We start from the raw sequence: 21,960 nt of genomic DNA, 5'->3' as shown, positions 1-21,960 counted from the left end.
AAAGCCGCTGTGGTGCGCTACCGGGAGCTTGCCCTGCTCCGGCGGAATTTGACCCCGTCTGTAATAAAGAGGTTGCGGCATCCGTCCCCTGCGACCGCAAAGTCATATTTATCGGTCCGCACCGGCGTGCACGAACAACGACGCCCGACGAGTCAACTCGCTGACATCACCGTCATCCCTGCAGAATGGTGGGTCCGACGTCGAGAGGTGTGCGCCGTGACGTCGTCACCGCGGTTTGCGAGTTTAAATGCCCAGCTGTCGTCGCAGACGGTCGAGATCGCTTTGAGCGAGGTCGAGGACTTCAGCGGCCGCCGCCGGGCAGTACCTAAACGACGTGTCGTTTTCGACGACAACGAGGTGGGTGTCACCGGCCAGAAGGTGGTGGGCCTTCTTGCCTTTGCGGTGCGCCGCGCACTCACGCTGGTGGTTGGTCCGCGGCGTTTCCACGCGCATGTGGCGCAGGACTGCTTTGGTTGAAGCCGCTCAAGACTTCAGGCGTCTCCTGGAAGCTGTCGCCAGCAGATTCATTCGTCACGGTCTGCCCTCCATTTCGCAGCCCAAGGCGGAGGGGAACCACTGCACCCGCTCCGCGACTTCGGAGACCATCTAGGTCACCTATGGACTGTCGCAACAAAGCACCACTTACGTGCCACTCTCATAACCCCCCACCTGTTGCAAATCTGTCGGAGCGTGCCTGCGCGAAGCCGACAGATGTCACATCGTTGCAGGCAATCGGGAGAGTGTCTGGCGATACGGGGTCTTGCGAGGGCCCGACCTCAGTCCGCTGCGAATCCGCACGCTAACGACGTTGCCGTCACTTCAGGGATTTATCCAGCGAAGTCCCCCGCACCAGGCCGAGCCGGCCCGAAAGCGCCCTCTCCACCCAAACACAAAGGTCACGACCTCTTTCGAGTTCGTGACCTTTGTGGTCGCAGTTCGTAGAACCGCTCACTGTGTGCGGATCTCAAAGGCAGGTCAGAGGGTTGTTTCGAAAGTTGATTCCACCGACTTTCTTCGTTTTTTCCACCGACTTTAGTCAGGGTCAGGGTCCGAGTTCAGTGGTGCCGCTCTGCCCTTCGGTTGGTCGCGTCTGGTGGCATCAACGCTCGTCCTCGCAGAATGCTAGGCAGGCGTTTCCGCTGGCAGCCGGCGTTCTGTGGCGGTTTGGTGAATTTGTGCCGTTTCATTCCACCGACTTTTTCCTGGTGCGGACATGGCGATGGACCGCGCCTGTTGGGCGCGGCCCATCGTGCGGGAGTGCTTCTAGGTTCGTGGCGGTGTGCGGGCGGGTTCGTGGCCGAGGTCGGCGGCGAGCTGACGCATCCGGATGTCGATGGACTCTTCTCTGACCTTGGCAGGGTCGAAGTTTGCTTGGCTTTCCCGGTTGGAAGCGACGACGGCCATGGCCAGGATCAGCTTGATCATCGGGTCACGTCGCGGACCATCGGTGAGCTGCCTCAGCCCCGTCACGTGGGCCGACTTCAGATGGCTGAACCGCTGCTCGGTGAGCGCGCGAGCTGCCTCGAAGTACACCGCGTGTTCCCAGCTCCCGGGTACCAGATCCCATTGAGCTCGTTTGAACTGGTCCGGGGTGAGGGTGACCATGACGCTGGACTTGGCGCAGCATCCTCGTTCGTGGGCTTGCCAGGTCGGCTCCGCGACGGGGACACCGCGACGGCCGTATTGCATGGATTCTGGTTTGAGTGGGCAGCTGACGTTCCCCAGCGCCGCCGGGCAGACCAGCTTGACCTTCACCACTTGGTTGCGTGAGCGACCCAGCAGGGGCCTGCCATGCCCGCTTTGTGCGTAGAAGGGCCGTGAGTTGTAACCCATGAGGTAGGGCAGGATGCGCCGCAGCCGTTTGTCGTGGAGGCGGAACTGGTCGTTGCTTAGCAGGTGCTCCATCTTCGGTGCGCTGTGGTCTTTGATCTTGGCCAGGACGGCGGGGCAGAAGAACGCCCCGGCCCATTGGAGTGCGCCGGGCTCGGGCTCGGAGGCGGGCGCTCCGGCCGGTTTCGTGGAGGGGCATTCGATTCCCCAGCCCTTGGGGAACCGGCCGACGAAGTTGTATCGACGTTCGAGCAGGATGTCGGCAGTTTTGTCCTTGGTGTTGTAGGCCATGTCGGAAACCATGAACGGCCATTTGGCCCGGAGGCTTTCGGGACGTCCGGTCAGACCGTTGGCCTCTGCTTGTTCGAGTGCATCGGCCATGCCTTCCGGGCTTCCTGAGGTTCCGTAGTGGATGGCGATGCCGACAAAGACCGGGGCCACGGCGTGCATCGCAGTGGGCTTGCCGATGCGGGTCAGTGCGGTCATTTCCAGGGTCATCCCCGCATAGGTGATTTGGCGGGTGGTGCCGGTGCCGTCGCTGGCCGCCGCAGACTTGCGTTCGCGCACGTGGTAGTTCGCACTCGGTACGGCGCCGCGCATCTTGTCGTCGGCGACGCCGATCGTGCCGTCTTGTTTGGCGACGAGGTAGAGGGTGCCGTCGACGACCAAGTCTCCCCGGCAGCCGTCGGGGTTCTTGACCTCTACGGACGCTGCGACGAGGCGGTTGATGGCCAGGTGCACAAGTCGTGCGGCTCGTTCAGCATTCTCGCGTTGTTCATCGGTGCGCTTCTTGAGGCGGGCGCGATATTGGCCGTTTGTCATGCGCCTGGCCGGCAGGTCAGCCCAGGAATCGAAAGGCCTGAGTCTGCGTGTCCACCAGGCGGTGAAGCGCTTGTACTCAGCATGGTGTTGTCGCCAGATCCGCGAGCAATCCTGGTCGTGCATGCCGACTGCGGTGAGTTGGGCCGCGGTGAGCTCCGTCATCGTCTGCAGGATGCCCGTCAGTGTGGGAGGGCGTTTCATCACGACCCTGATCAGAAGCGAGACCAGAACCGCGGTGGTCGTATAGGCGATGCCTTGTCGGCGTCGCCCGACCGCCTCACGACGATGAGGGTGTTGATCGTCGATGAGTTCGGCTGCCCCAGATTCCCACACCAGGTGGCGGGCGTAGTTGAAGAGGTCGTCGGCGATGATGCACTCCGGTTTGCGTGCGGCGATCATCGCAGGCTCTCCTGCTGGATGGTGATAGCGTGCCGGATTTTGAAGTGCGGCAATTCCTTTCGTAGATCGCTCAATACCCTCAGGTCCGCAACATCCGCTAACTGCAACAGCATCGCTGTGGGAATGCGTCGTTCGGCCATGTCAAGTATCCACCGGTTGCGCAGCGCCGCCGCCCTGACGGGTGGATATCCCTTGTTGGTCAGCCTTTCGCTGATGCGGTTCACGATATTGCGTTCAGCGAACTCGGCGTTGGGGGCCAGCACCAAGCCGTCGCCGACTCGGGCCGCCAATTCGATGAGCCGGGAGTTGATGCCGGGGTCCAGGACCGGTACCTGCCGCGCACCGCCGGCGGCGTTGGGCAGGGCGACCACGCAGATCGCGCGGCCGTGTGAGCGCACGGTCGTGATCGCCGTTCCTCGCAGGACCTTGAAGTCTGCCGCTCGGGCACCGACGCCGTAGCTCAGATCCGCCAACGCCAGCGCTCGCATCCCCAGCGGGGTGGGCAATTCCCAGACGACCCTGTAGAAGGAGCGGATCTCGTCGTAGCTGGCGGCCTTCCGTTTCGTCCGCGCCACCGGCGTTACCCGCTCTGGCGGGTATTCCCGCGGATGGAACAAGCGCCCCGCGGTGTAGAGGACGTGACGAACTTGCCGATGACCTCGGGGGCTCTGCGCTCCGGTAACCTCCAGTCGCTCGTCTACAGGTCCGCGTTTGAGAGCTCTCTTCGCGTCGACGACGCCACCGACGGCAGCCCAGGCCAGATGCCTGGCCACCTCAGCGCAAGACTTCTTGTCGGTAGCTGCGGTGGTGAACTCAGTCATGCACTGGACCTTCGCGGCCTGCAGAACCGCTTCCCTGGCGACCTCCGGGTCCGGGTAGCGGATCCTGATCGCGGTGAGCATGGCCAGCCGCTCCTCGCGATCGGGACCCGGCTGCGGCACCGGCGTTAGGGCGGCGCGTTGCATGAACGCCGATGCCGCTTCCAGGAGGGGCTCGGGCGGTGCCTCGTTAGGAACAGTCACCGACGCATCCGCCGTGGTGAACTTCTTGAATCGGGCCATCAGCGACCATTGCCGATCGCGCGGCGTGGTTGGTTGACAATCGTGCGTAGGCACGCTGAAATGAACACAGTCCTCCTTGGAGGGTTTGAAGAGCCTGAGAACTCTTTGTTTGTCTGGAAGCCGGGTTGCCGCCCGGCTTTCGGCATTTCTGGGCGGCATATGCCGCGGGAAGTACCGTTCTTCGCTGGAGCTAGGTTTTCGGTTCACCTCCCAAATTTCGTTCGGGAGCAACAGGATTCAGTAGATTCTCGATAGACTCCCCACGATCGATTCCCCGCTGACTCAGCGCCAGCTTCAGGAGTTCACTGCCGGCCTGCGACAACGTGATGTCGGCGGAGCCCGCATACGTGTAGACGGCTTCGGCGATTGCCGGTGGCAAGCTGAACTCGACTCGCACCCGTGAAAGGCGCCCGTTCCGTGGCCTGCCCATCGCAGCTCCCATCGAGTCCCGGAGATTTGTCGAGAGATTCCCGGCCGTAGATTAACCGACCTTTCACGCTGAATGCATTGCTGTTGAGGACTTCTCGCAACAATCGGTGCAAACGTTCACCGTATGTGGTGAACTTCGAAAGCTAGGCGCTGTGGCGGCGAAGATGGTCCCTGTTCAGGTCATGGTTCCACTCGATGTACGCACTCTGTGCGCATACTCCCTGCTGAACAACATATTTCGATCTATTGGGAGCAAGCAACGCCTCAATTTTGATCGAACTCGCGACCGCCGTTAGTTCCTGCGCACGGGACTCGACAATGCAGATCAAAACATCCAGCTACAGCTTCGGAGAACTCTTCGCAAATTGCATTTTGCGCGCGTGTCGCCGGCGCTGACGCATCGACAGCGGCGAGAACCAGGACGGGACACCCAGCTTCGTTCGCCGCCAGATCTGACGATTCTGTTCAATCATCAACCACGGCAACTGAGTCCGGTTCCCCGGCGATACGCCTGACGGTAGCCCGCTGCATGTCGGTCAGCATGTCCTCGGTGTAGCCATCGATCGCCAGAGCCCACCACACCGTTCTCATGTTGGGACATCGAGGACAACATCGGGGGCCGACGACGCCGAACTGGCCCATGCGCGGCGGGTAGTCCCATCCGAGGTCGAATGCTTCGGCCGGGGTCAGGATCTCCTCCACCCCGCACACTTCGCAGATGTGCCGCCACTGTGGTTCGGTGTCCGTCATGCGCGCCAGTCTCGCCTGCAGCAGTGACAGGTATGCGAGACGGGCGAGGAGTCCCTCGGCACCGCACCCCAAGTGATCGACCAGTCCCGCCCCGACCGCCGGGCGGCAATCGACCGTGCTGGTGCCTCAAGCCGTTCGCGGCGCGGGGTCAGCCAGCATGCCGCCGGCCGGGGTCACGATGATCGGCGACCTCTTCCACGCCGGCAAGCGCGGCCAAATCACGCCGGTTACGACCGCCAGCTCACCGGAACGGCTGCACCTGTCCGGTGGGCACGGCGAGGTGTTCGTGACGGCCTACGCCACGACGAAACCGAGACGCAGCGCGACCTACTGAGCGATCAGATCACCGCGCACGTGCCGTCGGACGGGAGTGGCCGCCCCTGGGCCGACTGGGGCCCCATGGTGGCCGGGTCGTGCATCGGACCTGTGATGAGCGCTTCGATCAGGTCGACCAGCACCGCACCGATGGCGGGCAGAACGTCGGTGTGGCCGGTGAACATCGCCACGACGCACACCACCAACCAGGACGCGACGATGACGACTACCGTGGTCAGCAGAAGCTTGAGCGCGGTCAGCAGACGAGAAGACATGCCTCCCCCTCACCGGGTTGAAAGCGACGAGACGACCGTGGCCGTCCCCACGCGACCCGACTGGCCCCGGTAACCCTTCCCGTGAGTCAGAGCGTGTTTTACGAGTACGAAGTGCATCGAGGCTGGTCAGAGTCGTGACCAATACCCCGTTGCATTGTGTGCCTGGTAGGCACACAATGAATGGCATGGCTATAAAGACGGAGCGGTTCGCGGTGCGCCTGACTGCTGAGCAGGACGCGCTGATTCGTCGGGCCGCCGAGGTAGAGGGGATGGATCTGACCAACTTCACGGTGACTGCGACGCTGGCGCGTGCCCGCGAGGTGCTCGCCGATCGGCGGCTGTTCATGCTTGATGCGTCGGCCTGGTCGGAGTTCGTGTCGGTGCTGGACCGGCCGGTGTCGCAGAAGCCGCGGCTGGAGAAGTTGTTCGCGGAGCCCTCGATCTTCGACGAGTGAGCGGGTATGGCGCGCCCCGGCCGATCAGCGAGCACGATGTGGTCGCCGACTTCGACAGCGGCGAACCCAGCCTGGATGAGTACCTGCGAGGTCGCGCTCTGGCCAACCACGTCGAAGGTGCCTCCCGGTGCTTTGTGACGTGCCGGGATGGCCGCGTCGTCGGGTTCTATGCGCTGGCCTCGGCGGCGGTGGAGCGCGCCGGAACACCCGGGCGGGTGCGACGCAACATGCCCGACCCGGTGCCGGTGATCCTGTTGTCGCGGCTGGCGATCGACCGCAAGGAACAAGGCCAGGGTCTCGGCGCTGCGCTCTTGCGGGACGCGATCATCCGCGCGGTGGCAGCCGCGGAGATCATCGGTGTGCGGGCACTGCTGGTGCACGCGCTGCATGAGCGGGCGCGGGAGTTCTACGCGCACTTCGATTTCGAGCCCTCACCGACCGACCCGTTGCACCTGCTGCTGTTGATTAAAGACGCCCGCGCCCTGCTCGACCGGCCGCAGAAGTGATTGGCTGATGCCCGACGACATGGATAACGCGCCCGGGCACCGGCGGTGGCGATCAGCAGAGACCTTCCAGGGGTTTCTCGACCACATGGACGAGTTCCGGCGCTCACCGGAAGGTCGGCAGCTGCAGGCCGATCAACACGCTGCCGAGGCTGACCTGCAAGCGTGGCTGGCCGATCAGTCGGGCGTCGTCGTGGGCCGCCACGGCGGTCAGGTGCCCGAGCAGTGGGAGGGCCAGGTCGACGGGCACAGCTTCTACTTCCGCGAACGGGGCGGGGACTGGGACATCGAACTGGACCTGCACGAGCAGCAGCCCGGCATCACCAGGGGAGAGCGCATCGCCACCGGCACAATCACCGCCCCCGGATATGGGCAGAGCCCCCGAGAGCGGGCGGCGTTCATCGTCACCACCATCCGCAACCATCTGCGGCACACACAGACCGCCGAGGCCGCCGCCAGCTCGGACTATGCCTACCGGGTCGAGTGGTCGCCGGCGGACAACGAGTTCGTGGGCCTGGTCGCCGAGTTCCCCTCGCTGTCCTGGTTGGCACCCACCGAGGACGAAGCGCTGCGCGGCATCATCAAGGTCGTCGAGCAGATCGCGGCCGATGACCCCGACACCGGCGGTCGGGGACCCCGATGACCGAAGAGAACGGCGTCGACACAGAATTGCTGGGACAGTCGGCGTTCCACAAGCTCACGCATGGCTTCGCGATCCGCGACCGACTGCGCGATGTGCTGGCCGAGCAGCAGGCGGTCGAGCGGCAGTACCTCCGGCGCGACAACAGCAGTGAGTACAGCTCGCGCACGACCTGGGCGGAGTGGGTGCTGGACTCAGATCTCGACTACACCGAGGCAGCGCTGCTCCTGGGGGATTTCATTCACAACCTGCGCGCCGCCCTAGATCACGCCGTGTGGGCGATCACCCCGGCACACATTCAGGAGAAGCGACCGACTGAGGTGGCGTTCGGGCTGCGCTCGACCGAGCAGAGCTACGCCAAGTGGGCGAAGGCCCGCCGCGACTGGTACGGGCCGGAGGTGTTCGAGGTGTTCAAAAGCAGCCAGCCGTTCAACGCCGTGGGCACCGGCACGCTGCATCCGCTGCACATCCTGCAGTTCCTGTCGAACACCGACAAGCACCAGCTGCTCAACATTGTGGCCAACACCCAGGTCGACCTGGGCGGTGTAACCGTTGATCCGGAGCCACCCGGCGGCGTGGTCTCCACCGTCAACCAGGGAGTCGTCGCCAAGGGATCGGTACTGGCCCGGGTCGAGTTCGCCAGACCCGCCCAGCCAGGGACGACCGAAGTGACGCTGAAGCCAATTTTTGCGTTTGAACAGGTCTTTCGGTACGTCGATCAAGACGGCGCAGAGCAGTGGTTAGTCGTCGGCGACGCCTTGAACGAGATCGGCCCGGATGTTGTCGAGGCCGTCACCTACCTACTCTCGGCGCACAAGCGCGACTGTGAAGACCGCTGACTCGGCGAGGCAACCATTCCCACCACCGGCGTTGCGGACTCCGAACGGCGCGGGCCGCCGGGGACTGGCCGACCATCGGTGTTGGGTGCGAGAGTGGCAGACGTGAGCATCCGGCGAGCACGCCACCACCGGTCGCCGAGATCGTTACCCAAGATGTGGCGAGGCCCGACCGATGCTGGCAGAGACAGCGATGATGCGCTCTGAAACCTGGTTCACGTCTGACCTACACCTCGGGCATACCCTCGTCTCCGGAGTACGTGGCTTCGACACCACCGAAGCTCACGACGACGAACTCGCCCTTCGGTGGGATGCCCGAATCCGCCCCCTCGACGGCGTCTGGGTTCTCGGCGATATCTCCGGCGGCGGGCGCGGCAGTCAACGTCGCGCCCTGGAGTGGCTCGCCGAGCGACCCGGCTCCAAGCACCTCATCGCCGGCAACCACGACGGCGTACACCCCATGCACCGCGATGCCCATAAGGCACTGCCCGCCTACTTGGATGTGTTCGCTTCAGTCGCCCAATCAGCGCGCCGCAAGATCGCAGGCTATGAGGTTCTGCTATCCCACTTCCCATACGCGGGTACAGCCGGAAACGAGGGCGCTGGCGGCCGCTACGACCAATGGCGGCTACCGGATATCGGTTCCTGGCTGCTCCATGGACACACTCACAGCTCTACTCGTCGCGAACAGCAGAGCATCCACGTCGGCTTAGACGCCTGGGGGCTCACACCGGTCTCAGTTGAAGAGATTACAGGCTTACTCCACGAGTCCAGCTAGCCATCAGCGTGATGTCAGCTGGTAGGCAAACAGCTTGCAGTCGCGGGCCGGGCTTGGTGCCATAGCCCCTCATCGCGCCGCCCGCTAGTCGGTGTGTCTCCCGTGGAGGGTACCGTTCACCCGTGGCCGGATCGGACGAGCTGCGGATTGCCGGTGTCAGTGTGTCTCGGCTCTTCGGAGTCCCGGACCAGCTGGATGTGTCTTTCGTTCCCGTCCGATCGGATCGCCCGGCATCGGCGATCATCTTCGGTGAGAACGGTTCGGGAAAGTCTTCCATCGCGAAGGCAATTGAATGGAGCACGCAAGACCGGATCAACCGCTCTGCTCCGCGAAAGCGCGGGCCGCGCGCCAGCGTCCTCAATGCATCGAACGAAAGTTCTTGCGACGGGTGGGCTGTCGTCACGTTGTCCGACGGAACCGAACTTCGGCGTCAAGCAACTTGGGATGCAGAGGATCAGTCATTTCGGTTCGAGGGCTCAGAACCGCTCTCTGAGTTCACGCGGTCCCCCCTGGTGCTCACACGCGCCGACGTGCTGTCATTCATCACCAACCCACCGTCAGCGCGGGGCCGTGTCTTTCTTGACTACGCCCTCGGTGCATCCGGGAACATCGCAACACCAAGCAATGCACCCACCGCTGACGTTGCCTACCTAGACCAAGAACTTCTCGAGTTGAAGCGACAGATCCGCGAGGCCGCGGTACCAATCGCCGAGCACCTTGGCCGCCCCCACCCATACGATTTGGAACAGGTCGCTGCGATGGTCGACGACCTCTACAAAGGCGTGGCCCGAAATCAGCGGCACAAAATCCGCATACCGCGTCAACTTGAGTCGGCAGTGACCCGAATCGAGGAGTATCAGAAGCAGGCCAGCGAAGTGCGGAAGGTACGCGGCAGGGCGCAACGCCTGGCCGAAGCCAGTGCGCCGCGACGTATCGCCGAACTCAAGGAGACGCTGGTCGACGTCGATGACTGGCTCACGGACGCATTTCGCGAGATCACGGCGTCCTCTCACATTGAGAAAATCCGCATCGACCTAGGAATATCGAGCGTGTCAGCTCTCGATATCCGCATTGATGCTGCAAATGGAACATCATTCGGTGAGCGGATACTCAGTGAGGGCTACCAGGATCTCCTGGCAATGCTGTTCTTCCTCGCGACGGCACGGGTGACAACAACGCTTGGGCAAGTACGGGTCCTGGTCCTCGACGACGTGCTGCAAAGTGTGGACGCCCATATACGCGTCGCGTTGATGCAGTTCATTCTGCGAGAATTCAAGCAATGGCAACTCATCGTCACCGTCCATGATCGACTGTGGCGTGAACAGCTACAAAAGCTCTTTCAAGACGCCGGGATGCCGCTTGCCGCCATCGAACTACACGGCTGGACCTTCGACGCCGGTTCACACGTGGGTCAGCCCCTACGTGATCCCAGTGCAGCGCTACGGACGGTGGCGAGCACACGGGACCCCGCCGCCATATGCGCACTAGCCGGACGACTCCTTGAACAAATCTGCGACGTACTGAGCTGGACGATTCCCGTCCGTGTCCAACGGCGCCGCGACGACCGCTACACGCTTGAGGACCTGTGGCCCGGTGTCAAATCAGCGCTCCGGAACTCGTCAGTCGCGCCATCCATTCAGCAAACTGAGGGCCTTCGTCATCTCCGGAACCTAGTGGGCGCGCATCACAACGAATGGGCCCAGACCGTAACGCTGAGCGAGGCCAATCGGTTCGCGGCCGCCGTCCTCGACCTATTCGGCCATACATGGTGCAGCGTCTGTACGGGATGGATTCAGTTTGCCGGGCAAGGAGTTTTGCGTTGCAGCTGCGGCGCAACCGAACTAACTCAAGTCAAAGGGAAGACCTGAAATCATCCGCCCGACTGAATCGCCCTGGTTCCGCCGGAGGCTCTGATGTGCCCTAGGTTGCTTGGAGTCGGATTGCTTGACTTCCGGTCACGACATCCACGAAGGAGCCGTGTCCGTGCCCAAGCGTTATCCCGAAGAGTTCCGCCGCAAGGTGCTCGAACTGGTGGGAGAACCACCTACGACCTGACGGAGGCGTCAGGGACACGTGAGTCACCTCATCTTGACGTGTGTGGTCTCAGGACATAGGTGACGAAACGTTACCGGGACATGGTTACCGCTTCCGGGGACGGTGAGCGTTGAAGTTGCGGATGGGTTTGGACGACGTCCGCACATGGAGTGAAAGCTCCTTGATTCCGTCGAGCACGCGGAAGTGATGATCTTCGACCACGACCGTAACGATGGTGCCGGCGTGTGTTCTTCCCACTCGGAATCGCTGTCCAGCGACCATCACGACGCCATCTTTGGGAACCCGCCGCTGCACGCTTTGGGGTCCTGCCGGTGGCGGTGACGGCAGTGGTGACGTCGCAGGACGGGCGCCTTTGATTGTTCGGAACTCATTGATAGAAAACGGGTTTGGCAGTGTCTTGAGCAGCATGTTGCCCGCTGAGGCGTGGATGAGGCCGACGTCGAATCGCAGTGTCACTCGAGTTCCGGCGACACCGGTGCCCAACGCCAGTTCCTGGCCGCGGACAACGACGATGCCGTCGCGGTTAGCGGTGCGCTCAAGCTCGATTGGCGTCGGTCTTCCGTTGGAGCGGGTAGTGGGTGGCGCAGGCTGTGCGGGGTCGGGTCGTCCGGTTCGAACTCCGCGCAGTGACAGCCGTTCGAGGTCGGCGGTGGTCACTCGGGACGAGACGGTTTTGATCACCTCGTCGGCAAGCAGGATATGGATGCTGGTCAGGTGAATCCACAGCGTCACCGTCAGCCCGGCGTAGTTCTTGCCGACCCAGAGCTGCTGCAGACCCGCGATCACCACAACGCCCGACGGCGGCACGCGGGCCTCCATTTCGATCGGCAGCGGCCCACTGCGGACGATCGGCGGTGGAATCCGCAGAATGGCATTGGCCGGTTCGTCGGGGCGGCTGACGTCCGCGGCGGGGTGTAGTTCCGGATCGGTGACTCGGCTGCGGAACAGGCTTGCTGGCGTCGCCATGTCCAGCGATTGGTGGGGTCGCACGGTGTTGTAGGCGTGCACCCATTCGTCGATGGCTGCCTGGGCGGCCTCGATCGACTCGAATGCGCCTGTCTCGTCGAGAAGTTCGCGTCGCAACGTCTTGTGGAAGCGCTCGACCTTGCCGGTGGTCGTTGGTGAGCGCCGCCTAGTCAATCGGGCGGTGATGCCGTTCTCTCGGCAGATCCTCTCGAAGAGGACCTCGACCGGTAATGGCCTGGTGAACTTGCCGGTGAACTGCTTGCCGTTGTCGGTGAGCACCTCAAACGGCACACCCCAACGGGCGATCGCGGCCAGGAACGCATCACACACCGCGGGACCGGACGGTACCGGCAATACGGTGGCGGCGACGACGAACCGGGAATGGTCGTCGATGGCGGTGAGAATCTTGTGTTCGCGGCCGTTGACCAGGAACACCCCGCCGACGATGTCGAGTTGCCACAGATGCATTGGCGCTTCGCGTGCCCACCACTTGTAGACTCTTTTGTGTTGTTGTTCTTGGCTATTCACCAGACCATTGCGCACCAGAACGCGGTGGGTCGTGGATCGCGACGGCGCTTCTTCGCCGATTTCGAGCTTCAACTCGTAGGCGATGCGCCGGGCTCCCCAGCGCCGATGATGGCGGCGCATTTCGCAGATCAACGCTTCGACATCCGGAGAAATCCGGCCTGGGCTGGAATGCGGGCGACGCGACTGATCAGCCAAAGCGTCCAGGCCGCCGCCCTCGTAGCGTTTACGCCAGGCCGTGGCCGTCTGCCGCGTGACGCCGTATCGTTCGGCTACCTCACCGACGGGTGCGCCGTCGTTGACTTCGGTGACAGCGCGCAGACGGATCTCGACCGTGACGCGTGCCGCAACATCGGAATCGGATTCAGAGTCTTGTGGTTTGAACACCACGAGACCATGGCAGGCACAGGTTGCTCGTCAACAATGTCCCGATGACGAACGGTCAAAGATGTCCTGAACCCATACACGTCAATTTTTCGTCGTGATGGTTCACGCGGTCAGTGCCGGCGCGCGTCTCTCGCGGGCCGGCGCTCCGGTCGTGACGCCTGCTTCAAAGCCGAGGCCCGCGATTCCGATCGCATAAACTGACCGACTGGCCGCCTCGACAGACGCCCGAGGCCGCATGAACCCCGGGACGGTCGACGGTCCGTTTCCCGGACGATTAGGCGTCTATCATTGCTTACAAATGCAAGTTACTTCGCCTGTAAGCCATCCGGTGTAACAGTCGAAATGTGTACAATAACCTACTTCGTTGATCATATTGATACAGTCTCCCCATCCCACACACTGCCAGCCATCGGAGGTCGGCCAGTATGCAGCGTTGGGACGCACGGTAACGCCGAATTGCTCTCCTAACGGGCGACGCCAATCAGTTCCAGAGTGCGCCCCAGGTAACGGGCCTCGCATTAAACCCGCTGGAATCTGAGCAGTTGGCCGTCTTAACGCCCGCTGCGCCAGGATTGCAGAGGTGGGCGGCTGCGTTGACTCACCGGCTCCGCTCAACATATGGTCCGAGAAGTCTGGAGTAGTTGCGGGCTGTGCCAAGAGCGTAGCAAGGACTTTCGCCTCCGGACTCGTCGCCTCCTTCAGCAAAATCTTGAAGATCGGATGCGAGTGATCCTTGCAGCGAGCCTGGCCGAGGTGCTCGGCGTTGTCGATCATCGACGTCGGAAGCTCCACCCAGGCATCGCATCCGGACTTGGTGAACTGGATGTGGCCAGATTTGTCTGTGGGCTTGAGCATGCCGACAAGTTCCACGCCCGCGTTAGCGAATAGATCGCTGCGCAGCGCTTCTTCCAAGGCTGCGCCATCATAGGTTTTCGCGCGCATGGCGAAATCTCCTCTCTAACAACGGCTTACTTAGATGACAGACCGAAGCCTTTCGTCAATTCCTAACGCACCGAGATACGTGGGCATCTTTAGGCGGAGGGGTGAGACCGGGGAAGGTTCCCGTATGCGATCCGAATTTTGCACCGCGCCTGACTGGTCATACGCCCCCGAATGCAAAGCACGGTCTCACTAACCACCACCCGAACAGATTATGCACCTGAGCGTCTATCGCTGACAATGACATCGTCCTACGATATTGTGGGCAATTTCGTGGCAGGCGATCTCAAGCGTGTTGTTCGCGGCGGCCTTGCCGGTGGTGCACCGGCTGCTCGTCAGTTGCGTGAGAATGATGGCCGCCAGGCGACCGCCGGCGGCCTTTACGGCGGTAATGACGTCGGCTCCGATGCGGGGGACCTCGCTTGCCGACAGCCCGATGTCCGTTCTCACCGGTAGTTGGGGCATTCTCATCGAAGGAGCCTGAGCCGGTCAACCTGGTAGGCGAGGGGGTCTGCTGCACGAATAGGTGACATCTTGACCTGCCCTACCATCTAGGTTCCAGATTGGGTGACTAACTGACGGCCTGTACGAAAGGCTGACAGCCATGCCTCGCCCTTATCCGGCCGAGTTCCGTGCCCGCGCGATCGCGCTCGTGCGCGCCGGCAAGCCGCAGAAGCAGACCGCTGATGATCTCGGTATCCATCCCGTCACGTTGTCCAAATGGATCAAGCAGGACGACATCAACCGCGGCGCACGACCCGGCGTACCGTCGAGTGAATCGCCTGAGCTGCGCGCTGCTCGCCGTCAGATCCGCGAACTGGAAACCGAACTGGCGATCGTGCGCCAGCCGCGGCCTTTCTCGGCGAGGAGAAGCCCCTCCCAAAAGGATGTACCCGGTGATCGACCGACTCGTCGACGCCGGGGCGCCCGTGGATCGCTGCTGTGTCATTCTCGGTGTGACGCGGCAGAACTACTACAAACACAAACGCACCCCGACCACTGCCACCGCCCTACGGCAGCAATTGTTGACCAGCCTCATTCGGGAAGTCCACATCGCCTCACGGGGCACGTATGGGTATCGCCGTGTCCATGCTGAACTCACCTTGGGTATGGGCATCACGGTGTGCCTGCGCACCGTCTCGGTGCTCATGACCCGCGCCGGCATCTACGGGCTACCCGGGCCGACACGGGTGAAGCGCTTGCGCGGAGTGGCTACCGCTGACGATCTGGTCAACCGCAAGTTCCATCGAATCCGACCAAATGAGTTGTGGGTCACCGACATCACCCAACACCACACCCGGGAGGGATGGCTGTACTGCTGTGCGGTGCTGGATGCGTTCAGCCGACGGATCGTGGGGTGGTCGATCGACTCGCGGGCGGACTCCACGCTCGTGGTGAACGCGTTAGACATGGCTATCCGCAACCGCCGACCAGAAGCCGGCGGCATCGTCCATGCTGACCACGGAACTCAGTTCACCTCATGGGTTTTCGGAGAGAAGATTCGCTCCACCGGACTACTACCGTCCTTCGGATCGATCGGAGACGGCCTGGACAACGCCATGATGGAAAGCTTCTGGTCCTCCATGCAGATCGAACTTCTCGACCGCCAGAAGTGGAGAACCCGACTGGAGTTGGCCAACGCGATCTTCGACTACATCGAGATCTTCTACAACCGCCAACGCCGCCACTCCGCGCTGAACTACCGCACCCCAATCGAGTACGAACTATCCTTCACCAACGACACCCTCACCGCAGTCAGTTGGCCACCCGACTGGAACCCAGCAGGTAGGGCAGGTCAAACTGTCACCTGATCGTGCAGCAGACCCAGGTGACCCTGCTTGAGCACGTCGCGAATGTCGGTGAGTACACGGTCCGACTGCACGTAGCGAACCAACCTCGGTTGCGCACTGTGCGTATCGCCCTCAATCCTGAGCAATACGAGATTGCGATCGAGGCGCACAGGAGCGACTCACCCCCGCGCGCTTCGCGCATTATTCAGAAGCAGGGCAACTACAACTGGCTCATCGATCCAACGCGTGTTCGGATGCTCGCCGACTACTCAAACGACGACGAACTCATCGTCGACGATGAAGATATCGCCTTACCCGACGACCAAGACCCCCTCTTCTAGCCGAGTCGCTAGATCTTTCGCGGCGCATCTCGGGAATTCCCAATCAAAGAGCTTGACCCAGTTGTCGGGGACTCGTGATGGTCGCTAGCTTGGCCAGCGGCGACGTTGATAGTCGTGGGCTTCCTGCCCGGATAGTTCCTGAGTGGAGTTGTTCACACGGACGAAAAAGGCTTGGCGCTTCTCACCTTTGATCGTGCTCGCAAAAACTGGCGCTGCCGCAGGACCTACGTCGATCCTGGCGATCGTGTGGTCCTCTATTTCGCAGATCGTCGTCCGGAGGTCTGCGGCAGCCACCTTGCCGAGTGACGATGAGATGCGGTCGGTGAGCCAGAGCTCCCATCCGTCACTATCCTGCTTCTTCCCGAGCATCGCAAAGTCTTGCTCGATGCCAAGGAAAGTCCCGTCGTCCGCGACTCCGACCAGTAGTGATCCACCGTTGCCATTCATGAAGCCGGCCAGGGTCTTTACGATGGCCCACTCCATCTGCGAGTCGCGCTCACCGGTTCGAAGGTTCGTGAGCGCCGTTGATTTGAACTCGACGATTCTGCTTTCCCCCGCCTTTGCAACGGCGACTATCCCTTCGGCATCGCCACTGCTGTCGGTACGTGCGAAGGGTGAATCGAATCCATCCTGGCTGCGCGTTACGGCCTTCCCCGTGGCTGACTCGACTTGCTTGATCAGACGTTCGAGGCGCTTTGTGAAGAACTCCTCAAAGTCGTCTGCTCTCAAAGCAATAGGGTCAATGTCGTGCGAACTCAGAATTGCGTCGAGTTCTTCGGGAGAGATCTTCTCATTCTTCTGCAGCCGCTCTACATAGACGCTTGGCGCACTGCCGCCGATCCGTCGATTGGTTCTTGAGTCAATAGCCGTCTTGTTGACGATACTGTTCATGATCCACCGCTGCACGCCGTTGGCGCGGCACCAGTCCTGCGGGAAGATGTGGTGGATGTCGATCGCATCGTCGAGGTACGCATGCAAGTCAATAGTGTTGCCAGTACGGAAATCTCGTCCCCCGCGCTTCATCTGAAGAGCGTACAGACCCTTGTAAGCTGCGCTGTTCCTCGTTTGCAAGCGAACGAGGCGTCCGGCCTGAAGTTGCGACTCACGGATGGTTCGCGGTTCATCCGCACCATTCTTAACCCAGCTAACAACGTCCTGAAGATCATTGGCGAACCGTGTTTCGGTTGATGTGCCGTACATTTCACCGAAGACACCGCACCAGTACCACCGACGCAACATCTCGGCGACACCATGACTTTCAGCTCGGTCGCCCAGAATTACGAAGATCGCAGTAAGAGGTACCAACTGGGTCGGGTAAGGCAGGTCGGACTCCTTGAAAACTCTCTCGGCGTGGAGGAAACGGACCACCTTGGGCAGCGCATCGGTCACCGTGTCAGCCCAAGATTGGTAGTCATTCACCGTCAGGCGAAGCACGTCCCTTCGCTTACATGACGTCGCGGGCGCACGATCATCTCCCGGGTGATTTTCTAGGTGTAGTGCCCGGCGATGGTAAGTCGCGAGCAAGCTGATGATCTGGAGGAAGTCTGTCGACCGAAACGAACCGAGAACATGGTGTTCCGCCAGCAACTTCTCACGCTCAGCCCAATCATCACGCAGGGCGAAGTCATCTGCGGCAAAGGTCGCGGTGAGCAATTCGAAAACGGTCAGGGAAACACCGCCGGTGTTGACTTTCTCGAACACCTGGCAGACAGCCTCTTTCGGCGTCATCTTAGCCAGTTCGATTGATGGAACGGTGTATCGCTCGAAGTTGTGAACTACTGCTTCTTCGAACGCATCCCATTGCTCGATGCGTGTGTCTGCGTCGACGCCGTCGGACGCGCAGAACTGCCTCATCCATTTCCTAGTCTTTGCCGCATCCAGCACGATTTCCAGCGGGAACAATCCTGCGTCAACCTGTCCCTGCAGTGATGAGATATCTAGGCCCACCTCGCCCCTGCTTCGGAGCAGGCCGTCAGCGGACACCGAGAGAATCGCCTCTTCACGATCTTGGTCGGGATCGATGCACTTCGCGATGTCCGCAAAGTACCTTCGGTGAATCGAATTGCCGCGTGCGTCTCGCGTGGGCACAGGTTCGCCGGAGCCCAGTGCCAAGTACAATGACGTGATGCGCTGCTGCCCGTCGAGTAGCAGCAACTCAGGCTCGACCGTTGCAGCGGCCTTGGCGCCCTCCAAGGCTCGCGGCTTGAACTTCACATCGGGGTTGCCCGTACGCAACGTCATGACCGCGCCGATTGGGTAAGACAACGAGATCGAGGCCAGCAGACTGCTGATATGTCCGTCGTCCCACACCCAGTTTCTTTGAAAATCGGGCAGCTGCAGGGTCCCGTGTCCAGCCTGACGGAGCAGGTCGCCCAGTGGCGTGTCACCGCTTGTGAACTTCTTATCCAAAGCCGATCTCTCCCTGTTCACTAGTGTGAAGTTGCCCTGCTGAGCCGTTGCCAGGAGCCGCGTTGTCCCGCACGGCGTTCAAGATGGCCACGATGTTGTCCACGTCCGCTCCGCCGAACACGTCGTCGGGGCCAGTCGGTGCGTGGTCGATGTACGGCGATTCGTAGAGCCGCACGGGTTCCATGAACCCGTTGGCCGTCAGTTCGGTGACGATGAGGTTCACGAAGCGGATCTGGTCCGCGTTGAACTTCGTGCCGTCCAGGTACGCGCCGAAGGCTTCGGCGGCTGCCTCGCGGTCCAGACCGATCAGCGACCGCACGAACAACCCCAGGCCGTGCGACTGCTCTTTGGCCAGATCGATGTCGGCTTGCTCTCCCGTACCGCTCTCGATGAGCATCTGCTCCAGCGAAGCGAGGTCATCGGGGGTCAGGGGCTTGTTGCGTCGTAACCGTTGCAGCGCAACGTGATCCTGGTGCTGTCTAAGATATGCGCGGGCCTTGGCCTGGAAGCGTTCCCAGTTGGTGCCGGGCGTGATCCCTGGCAGATCAACAAGGGTCGCTTCGCTGAGTTCGTCGGCGAAGTCGGTATAGACCTGATTCCGTTTCACCTTCTCCAGGAACCGGAGCAACCCGCGTAACTTGCGCCGTACAGATTCAAGCATCGGCAGGGTGACGTCGACCCACCACTCATCCCCGCCGACCTCTTCGAGAAGCACCTGCTGTGCCTTTACCGACGGGATTGCTGTCTGGCTGAGCAGGCCAGTCGCGATGTTCTGGATCTGCTCGCGTAGCCGTTCGGCCGCAACAGCGTCGCCTTCGAGTTGGGCTAGTTGACGGCGCAAGACGAGCATGTCGAAGCGCTTGGCGTCCTCGTCGTCGTCTTTATGGACTGATGGCAGCCCGGCGAGGTGTTCGGCTACATCTCCGGCGACCTCGGGCGTCAGCGATGTCCAGGCCGGCCATTGCGAGTATTGCTCGACCAGCCTGCGGTGGGGGCGCACCAGGAAGTTGTCCAGGTTCATCCCCGTGACGGAGCGATGGAGCGACCACGCGACATCGACGCGCAATCCTCGTTCGGTTTCGGTGCCCTGTCCCTCTTCGGGTTCTGGTTCCGAGGGCGGCCACGCGTGGTCGATCGCGGTGATCAGCCCGAGGCGTGTTTCGAACAGGCGCTGGTTCAATGACTTCTGAAATGAGCCTTCCGATCCGGGCAGGTCCTGGCTGAAAAATTCGAGGTTGCCGCAAAAATCGAAGACATAGAAGTTCTGTTTATCCTTGCCGGGTCCGAAGAGGTCGGGACGTAGGCGAGTGCCACGGCCGATCATCTGCCAGAACTTGGTCTTGGACCGTACGAGCTTGAAGAAGACGAGGTTGACGACGTCGGGGACATCGATGCCGGTGTCGAGCATATCGACCGATATGGCGATGTGTGGCGCCTTGTCGGTGACGGAGAAGTCGTCGATCAGCGACTGAGCGTAGGCGGTGCTGTGGGTAATGACGCGGGCGAATGCTCCGGCGTACTGTGGATATTGGACGTCGAAGCGTCGCGCGATGAACTCGGCGTGTGCCTGGTTCTTGGCGAAGATGATGGTCTTGCCGAGCCGGTCACCCTCGGCGACGCGGTGGCCCTTGCTCATCAGTTCGGCGAGCACCTTGTCGACGGTGTCCTCGTTGAATAGGAACCGGTTGATCTCCTCAGAGCTCACCTCGTCAGGTGGATCCTCGTCACCCCAGTCCAGGGCATCCCAGTCGTCCTTCTCCTCTTCGGAGAGATCGGCGTAGCGGATGCCTTGACGCAGGAATTTGGTACCGACGGAGATTCCGACCGCCGGGACCAGGAAGCCTTCCTTGACGGCGTCGTCGAGGCTGTAGGCATCGGTGGGCACGCCGTCTTCGAGGTGGAACAGTCGGTAGGTGTTGTGGTCCACTTCGTCTTTGGGGGTGGCGGTCAGACCGACAAGCAGTGAGTCGTACCAGTCGAAGATGGCACCATACTTCTGGTAGACCGACCGGTGGGCTTCGTCGATGACGACGAGGTCGAAGTAGCCGGGTCCGAATTTCCTGATGCCAGAGTCGGTCTCGTTGATGAGGTTCATCATCGTCGGGTAGGTGCACACGTACACCCGGCCGTCGGTGATCTTCTCGGTCACCAGGTTCACGGTGGTGGCATCTGGCAGGTGTGCCTTGAACGCGTTGGCCGCCTGGGTGACCAGGGCTGTGCGGTCGGCGAGGAAGAGGACCCGTTTGGCCCAGTTGGCTTCCATCAGCTGCTTCACCAGCGCGATGACGGTGCGGGTCTTCCCCGATCCGGTGGCCATCACCAATAGGGCGTCGCGTTCCTTAGCGGAGAACGCGTCGTCAATCGCGCGGATCGCACGGTGTTGATAGTGACGTTCTACGATGGCCGAGTCGATCGGCATGTCGGACAACGACTTGCGGGTGTCGCGGCGCTGGATTAGGAGCTCCAGCTCGTCCCGGGTGTAGAAGCCCTGGATCTCGCGCGGAGGGTAGCCGCCGGTGTCATCCCAGATCCAATGCTCGAAGCCGTTGGTGTAGAAGATGACCGGTCGACGGCCGGTCATCTTCTCCAGGCAGTCCGTATACAGCCTGGCCTGCTGCTGGCCGATCTGCGGGCTCTTGGTCGTCCGTTTGGCCTCCACGATCGCCAAAGGGAGACCGTCTGCACCCCATAAGACGTAGTCGACGAACCCCCTGCCGTCGCCACTGGGCATACCGATGACCGGGTACTCGCGGTCCTTAGTGTCTGTCAGGGGCCAGCCTGCTTCGGTGAGCATGACGTCGATGAACCGGTCGCGGGTGTCGGCTTCGTTGTAGTCGCGGTCATCGGTCTGCTGGTTGGCCGCCTGGGCCTGCTTGACCGCTTCGCGCAGTGCGGCGATCTCAGTGGCTTGCGTCGCGGCCAGCTCGTCCTTCTCCGCCAACGCCTTGGCATGCGCTTCATCCTGAGCGGCGAACTTCGCCGCGAGCTGAGCGACTTCCTGCCGAGTCAGCGGTGCAGCCTTGACCGCCATCTTTGAATCGAAGGCGGCCTTCATCGGAACCGCTTGCGGGTTGGTCGAATACCGGAAGGCAGCCCACAGCATCACGTGGTGCAGTTCACGCAGCGTATCGAGGGCGGCCCGGGGTGGTATCGGCTGTGCCTCGTGGACGGCAGTATTTCCGAGCTTGCGAATCAGATTGAGCTTGTTAGCGATCCCCAGACCCACTTTCGACTTAAACGCCGGGTCATTGATCTTGGCGGCGAAATCATTCTTGTACGGAATCGTCAGCGCCAAAACGTCATAGAGATAGTCCACCAATAGCTCCACGGTCCGGCGGCTGTAGAAGCATGCCGAACGAGGGTCGGTGGTGGCATAACTCTCTGCTCGCGCGCAGTCGGAGTACATCTCCGACCAATTGACCGTGTGCAGGAAGGCGAAGTTCGACATGCCGTTA

Annotated in this window: 17 protein-coding genes and 1 pseudogene; 10 read left to right on the top strand and 8 right to left on the bottom strand. The window is 61.7% G+C overall.

Annotation, left to right across the window (positions count from 1 at the left end; translation table 11 throughout):
* Positions 1–216 precede the first annotated feature (216 nt).
* Complete coding sequence (locus I7X18_RS00300) at positions 217–477, top strand: hypothetical protein (protein WP_193045247.1); 261 nt, start codon at positions 217–219, stop codon at positions 475–477.
* A 786-nt stretch (positions 478–1,263) separates the two neighbouring features.
* Here I7X18_RS00300 and I7X18_RS00295 read toward each other — a convergent pair.
* The 3 genes from I7X18_RS00295 to I7X18_RS00285 form a co-directional block, all read right to left on the bottom strand.
* A complete protein-coding gene (locus tag I7X18_RS00295) occupies positions 1,264–2,775 on the bottom strand; it encodes a hypothetical protein (protein WP_193045248.1) in 1,512 nt (503 codons plus the stop codon).
* A 272-nt stretch (positions 2,776–3,047) separates the two neighbouring features.
* On the bottom strand, positions 3,048–4,112 hold the full coding sequence (locus I7X18_RS00290) for a hypothetical protein (RefSeq protein WP_193045249.1): 1,065 nt from the start codon (positions 4,110–4,112) through the stop codon (positions 3,048–3,050).
* A gap of 894 nt (positions 4,113–5,006) precedes the next feature.
* On the bottom strand, positions 5,007–5,291 hold the full coding sequence (locus tag I7X18_RS00285; protein WP_193045250.1) for a hypothetical protein: 285 nt from the start codon (positions 5,289–5,291) through the stop codon (positions 5,007–5,009).
* Positions 5,292–5,448: 157 nt separating this feature from the next.
* Between I7X18_RS00285 and I7X18_RS00280 the strand changes: the two genes are divergently transcribed.
* A complete protein-coding gene (locus I7X18_RS00280; RefSeq protein ID WP_193045251.1) occupies positions 5,449–5,625 on the top strand; it encodes a hypothetical protein in 177 nt (58 codons plus the stop codon).
* 4 nt (positions 5,626–5,629) lie between these two features.
* Here the strand turns inward: I7X18_RS00280 and I7X18_RS00275 are convergent, their stop codons facing one another.
* Positions 5,630–5,881 carry a hypothetical protein gene (locus I7X18_RS00275; protein ID WP_193045252.1) on the bottom strand — a complete coding sequence of 84 codons (252 nt, stop codon included), beginning with the start codon at positions 5,879–5,881 and terminating at the stop codon, positions 5,630–5,632.
* 185 nt (positions 5,882–6,066) lie between these two features.
* Between I7X18_RS00275 and I7X18_RS00270 the strand changes: the two genes are divergently transcribed.
* The 6 genes from I7X18_RS00270 to I7X18_RS00245 all read left to right on the top strand — a co-directional run bounded on the left by I7X18_RS00270 (position 6,067) and on the right by I7X18_RS00245 (position 10,961).
* On the top strand, positions 6,067–6,336 hold the full coding sequence (locus tag I7X18_RS00270) for a type II toxin-antitoxin system TacA family antitoxin (RefSeq protein ID WP_226863277.1): 270 nt from the start codon (positions 6,067–6,069) through the stop codon (positions 6,334–6,336).
* The gene (locus I7X18_RS00265; protein WP_193045254.1) at positions 6,333–6,842 is read left to right on the top strand and encodes a GNAT family N-acetyltransferase; all 510 of its coding nucleotides are present in this window, start codon (positions 6,333–6,335) and stop codon (positions 6,840–6,842) included. Before I7X18_RS00270 ends, I7X18_RS00265 begins: the two co-directional genes overlap by 4 nt.
* A gap of 7 nt (positions 6,843–6,849) precedes the next feature.
* Complete coding sequence (locus tag I7X18_RS00260; RefSeq protein ID WP_193045255.1) at positions 6,850–7,482, top strand: hypothetical protein; 633 nt, start codon at positions 6,850–6,852, stop codon at positions 7,480–7,482.
* Positions 7,479–8,318 (top strand): hypothetical protein, encoded by an 840-nt coding sequence (locus I7X18_RS00255; protein ID WP_193045256.1) that lies wholly within the window; start codon positions 7,479–7,481, stop codon positions 8,316–8,318. Before I7X18_RS00260 ends, I7X18_RS00255 begins: the two co-directional genes overlap by 4 nt.
* A gap of 172 nt (positions 8,319–8,490) precedes the next feature.
* A complete protein-coding gene (locus tag I7X18_RS00250) occupies positions 8,491–9,093 on the top strand; it encodes a metallophosphoesterase family protein (RefSeq protein WP_332522610.1) in 603 nt (200 codons plus the stop codon).
* A 122-nt stretch (positions 9,094–9,215) separates the two neighbouring features.
* Positions 9,216–10,961, top strand: coding sequence for an ATP-binding protein (locus I7X18_RS00245; protein ID WP_193045257.1), 1,746 nt, complete (start codon positions 9,216–9,218; stop codon positions 10,959–10,961).
* Positions 10,962–11,232: 271 nt separating this feature from the next.
* Here I7X18_RS00245 and I7X18_RS00240 read toward each other — a convergent pair whose 3' ends face one another.
* On the bottom strand, positions 11,233–13,026 hold the full coding sequence (locus I7X18_RS00240) for an IS481 family transposase (protein WP_193045861.1): 1,794 nt from the start codon (positions 13,024–13,026) through the stop codon (positions 11,233–11,235).
* A 285-nt stretch (positions 13,027–13,311) separates the two neighbouring features.
* Entirely contained in the window at positions 13,312–13,968 is a 657-nt protein-coding gene (locus I7X18_RS00235; protein ID WP_193045258.1) for a hypothetical protein, read from the bottom strand.
* A 601-nt stretch (positions 13,969–14,569) separates the two neighbouring features.
* Here I7X18_RS00235 and I7X18_RS00230 point away from each other — a divergent pair.
* Both I7X18_RS00230 and I7X18_RS00225 read left to right on the top strand, forming a co-directional pair.
* Positions 14,570–15,776: pseudogene (locus I7X18_RS00230) on the top strand (IS3 family transposase).
* A gap of 17 nt (positions 15,777–15,793) precedes the next feature.
* A complete protein-coding gene (locus I7X18_RS00225) occupies positions 15,794–16,096 on the top strand; it encodes a hypothetical protein (protein ID WP_193045259.1) in 303 nt (100 codons plus the stop codon).
* Positions 16,097–16,180: 84 nt separating this feature from the next.
* Here I7X18_RS00225 and I7X18_RS00220 read toward each other — a convergent pair whose 3' ends face one another.
* Together I7X18_RS00220 and I7X18_RS00215 are read right to left on the bottom strand one after the other, a co-directional pair.
* The gene (locus tag I7X18_RS00220) at positions 16,181–18,505 is read right to left on the bottom strand and encodes a GmrSD restriction endonuclease domain-containing protein (protein WP_193045260.1); all 2,325 of its coding nucleotides are present in this window, start codon (positions 18,503–18,505) and stop codon (positions 16,181–16,183) included.
* Complete coding sequence (locus I7X18_RS00215; protein WP_193045261.1) at positions 18,498–21,953, bottom strand: DEAD/DEAH box helicase family protein; 3,456 nt, start codon at positions 21,951–21,953, stop codon at positions 18,498–18,500. Before I7X18_RS00215 ends, I7X18_RS00220 begins: the two co-directional genes overlap by 8 nt.
* Between the last annotated feature and the right edge of the window lie 7 nt (positions 21,954–21,960).

The sequence above is a fragment of the Mycolicibacterium baixiangningiae genome, assembly GCF_016313185.1.
In the GTDB taxonomy this organism is placed as follows: Bacteria; Actinomycetota; Actinomycetes; order Mycobacteriales; family Mycobacteriaceae; genus Mycobacterium; species Mycobacterium baixiangningiae.
The sequence above is the reverse complement of the archived record's forward strand: the minus strand, read 5'-3'. Positions and strand labels throughout refer to the sequence as shown.

Excerpts from the sequence above, each read along its gene's own strand:
- I7X18_RS00260 (WP_193045255.1), top strand. The coding sequence starts at position 6,850 with ATGCCCGACGACATGGATAACGCGCCCGGGCACCGGCGGTGGCGATCA.
- I7X18_RS00255 (WP_193045256.1), top strand. The coding sequence starts at position 7,479 with ATGACCGAAGAGAACGGCGTCGACACAGAATTGCTGGGACAGTCGGCG.
- I7X18_RS00215 (WP_193045261.1), bottom strand. The coding sequence starts at position 21,953 with ATGTCGAACTTCGCCTTCCTGCACACGGTCAATTGGTCGGAGATGTAC.
- I7X18_RS00285 (WP_193045250.1), bottom strand. The coding sequence starts at position 5,291 with ATGACGGACACCGAACCACAGTGGCGGCACATCTGCGAAGTGTGCGGG.
- I7X18_RS00290 (WP_193045249.1), bottom strand. The coding sequence starts at position 4,112 with ATGGCCCGATTCAAGAAGTTCACCACGGCGGATGCGTCGGTGACTGTT.
- I7X18_RS00295 (WP_193045248.1), bottom strand. The coding sequence starts at position 2,775 with ATGCACGACCAGGATTGCTCGCGGATCTGGCGACAACACCATGCTGAG.
- I7X18_RS00250 (WP_332522610.1), top strand. The coding sequence starts at position 8,491 with ATGCTGGCAGAGACAGCGATGATGCGCTCTGAAACCTGGTTCACGTCT.
- I7X18_RS00270 (WP_226863277.1), top strand. The coding sequence starts at position 6,067 with ATGGCTATAAAGACGGAGCGGTTCGCGGTGCGCCTGACTGCTGAGCAG.
- I7X18_RS00235 (WP_193045258.1), bottom strand. The coding sequence starts at position 13,968 with ATGCGCGCGAAAACCTATGATGGCGCAGCCTTGGAAGAAGCGCTGCGC.
- I7X18_RS00275 (WP_193045252.1), bottom strand. The coding sequence starts at position 5,881 with ATGTCTTCTCGTCTGCTGACCGCGCTCAAGCTTCTGCTGACCACGGTA.
- I7X18_RS00280 (WP_193045251.1), top strand. The coding sequence starts at position 5,449 with ATGCCGCCGGCCGGGGTCACGATGATCGGCGACCTCTTCCACGCCGGC.